The sequence below is a fragment of the Thermodesulfovibrionales bacterium genome, from assembly GCA_035686305.1.
Taxonomy (GTDB): Bacteria; Nitrospirota; Thermodesulfovibrionia; order Thermodesulfovibrionales; family UBA9159; genus DASRZP01.
Window position 1 is genome coordinate 1 of record DASRZP010000081.1, and the last position, 2,649, is coordinate 2,649.

The following is a 2,649-nucleotide window of genomic DNA, read 5'->3' on the forward strand; positions in this document are numbered from 1 at the left end:
ACCCAGACATTCTATCCAATCGGAAGCACGAGCGAAATGCAGGTTGACGTGAGGGTCATATCAGCCACGAACAGGGACCTGCCCGCCATGGTCAGGGAAGGAAAGTTCAGAGAGGACCTCTATCACAGATTGCGCGTTGCAGAGATTCAGATTCCTCCCCTTCGCGAGCGCAAGAGCGACATCCTTCCCCTTGTCCGGTTCTTCTTTTATCGTTATCGCCATTCGGCCCAGAAGCCACTAAGAGGAATCACGAGCGCCTTTCTGAACAAGCTCCGTTCCTATGAGTGGCCCGGCAATATCCGTGAGCTCGAAAATACGATCCGATCGGCAATCGCGATCAGCAAAACACCCTATCTCACGACCCATGACCTCAAAGACTTCGGATATCATGCTGCTCGGCAGAAGGAGATGCCCTTTCACGAAACCCTCTCTTCTGTTCTCATCCCATTTATGAAGCAGTCCCTTGAGACGAAGGAGAGGAATCTCTATGAGAAGATCCACCGGGAAGTGGACAAAACCGTGTTTGACTATATCCTGTCCCAGACGAGGGAGAACCAGTCCGAAGCTGCCCGCATACTTGGGATCAACAGGTTGACGTTGAGAAAAAAGGTTGGTACATCTCGCTGACCAAAGGACTTCCTAGTCCTTTGGTCGGTCCTTGTCGGAACAACTGATGAAATGAGTAGAACCTATCTCAAAATCGATTCTCAGTTCAAGGCTGTCATTCCCGCAAGCGAAGCGCGTCGGGAATCCTTCTGAAAACAAAGACAGATTCCGGACAAGACATAATGTATTAAACCTGTCCATCCTTAAGGGACGTGGGTTAAGCTAATGGTCAAAAACCAAAGGCGCAGAGCCACATTAAGGAGGACAGGTTATGAAGAAGTATAGCAAATTTGTGGGACTTGATGTGCACAAGACGGAGATTTCAGTAGGGATGGCGAATGCTGAGAGAGGAGACGCAGGGTATTATGGGACGATAGAGAACAAAGCGCATTGCTATGTGAAGCTTGCGAAGAAACTGAGTAAGGGAGGAGAAGAGGTATTGTTCTGTTACGAGGCTGGGCCGTGCGGATACGACGTTTACCGGCAACTGAGAAAAGCAGGATATGACTGTATGGTGGTAGCGCCGTCGCTGATACCGAAGAAAGCAGGAGACAGGGTTAAGACGGATCGGCGGGACGCGGTGAGCCTTGCAAGGTTGCTGAGGGCGGGAGAACTCACTGGGATATGGGTACCCGATAAAGAACAGGAAGCGATGAGGGATCTGACACGGGCGCGGGAAGACGTGAAAGCGATGGAGCGGCAGAGTCGGCAACGACTGGGAGGGTTCTTATTGAGACATGGGAAAGTATATCCTGGTCAAAGCAAATGGACAAAGACATATTTTTGCTGGCTTGAAAGCCAGCGTTTTGAGACAGCAACCCAGCAGATTGTATTTCAGGAATATATCGATATGGTTAAAGATGCAGGGCAACGGGTCGCGGCAATGGAAGAAGAGATGAGGAAGGCATTAAATGGGTGGACACTGAAGCCGGTCGTAGAGGGGCTGATGGCCTTGCGGGGAGTGGACCTGATAGCAGCGATGACCATAATCGCGGAGCTTGGGGATATCACCCGATTTGAATCCCCAAGACAACTGATGGCGCATCTCGGCCTTGTGCCGTCAGAGCATTCCAGTGGGGAGCGGCGGAAGCGTGGTGGGATCACAAAGACCGGCAACGGACACGTGAGGCGGGTATTAGTGGAGGCGTCCTGGAGCTATCGGTTGCCGGCGCGCAAGACCGGCCATCTGCGGAGAAAGGCAGAGAAGGCCAGCAAGGCTGTGCAGGAGATCGCGTGGAAGGGTCAGAAAAGGCTGTGCAACCGGTACTGGTATTTGGTGAACAAAGGGAAGCTCCCTGTTGAAAGTTGCACGGCGGTAGCCCGGGAATTGGTTGGTTTTATCTGGGCCATTGCCTGTGAAGTCATGGGAAAAGGCGCCGTCGGCGTTTCAATGAACATATAAAAGTAATTGATGAAAAAAAGAATGTTAGGTGTTGTCTTCCGGGGCTGCGAAAGTGAAATAGGGTTTCTCCGCCCCTTCAGACGACTGATTTTTTATAATGTGCCGTGTGTTCCGGCCAGGGTTCGAAGAACAGGTATGGAGAATCCTCGATTCCGGCTTGAGGCTCCTGCAATAAGGATGACTCTCGACACAAGACAGAGGCAGCTCCACGACGAAGACAAGTCATGCGGTATCCAACCCGCGTATATCAGAATGATCTACCGTCGTCTAAGTTCTTGTGCCCTGACCGGAATACACGGACCTAACAAAATGAACAGGAAAATACAAAAAGGCGGCTTGCCCACTTGACAGGTTTAATACATATCAGCCGGAATGACAGACACAGGGTTTGCGAACGAAACTGCGTTTTCGCAACATTTAGGTTCATCCGCCAGTAGTTGAGGTCACTAGTACTCAGCTATCCGCAGGCCGTTAAGAAAGGCAAAGGGAATAGATTCACGATCAATAAAGGAGACATACCATGAAGGTAATGGCATTTAACGGAAGTCCAAGGAAAACATGGAACACCGCAACGTTGCTTCAGAAGGCGCTTGATGGCTCTGCCTCAAAGGGAGCAGAAACGGAACTCGTTCATCTCTATG

2 protein-coding genes are annotated in these 2,649 nt (G+C 50.7%); both read left to right on the forward strand.

Annotation, left to right across the window (positions count from 1 at the left end):
• Nucleotides 1-627: sigma 54-interacting transcriptional regulator (locus VFG09_09590; protein HET6515397.1), on the forward strand; the 627-nt coding region annotated here is incomplete at its 5' end.
• A 250-nt stretch (nt 628-877) separates the two neighbouring features.
• Nucleotides 878-2,008: an IS110 family transposase gene (locus tag VFG09_09595; GenBank protein ID HET6515398.1), complete on the forward strand. Its 1,131-nt coding sequence runs from the start codon at nt 878-880 to the stop codon at nt 2,006-2,008.
• Nucleotides 2,009-2,649 lie beyond the last annotated feature (641 nt).

Coding starts and splice junctions, on each gene's coding strand:
- VFG09_09595 (HET6515398.1), top strand. CDS start 878: ATGAAGAAGTATAGCAAATTTGTGGGACTTGATGTGCACAAGACGGAG.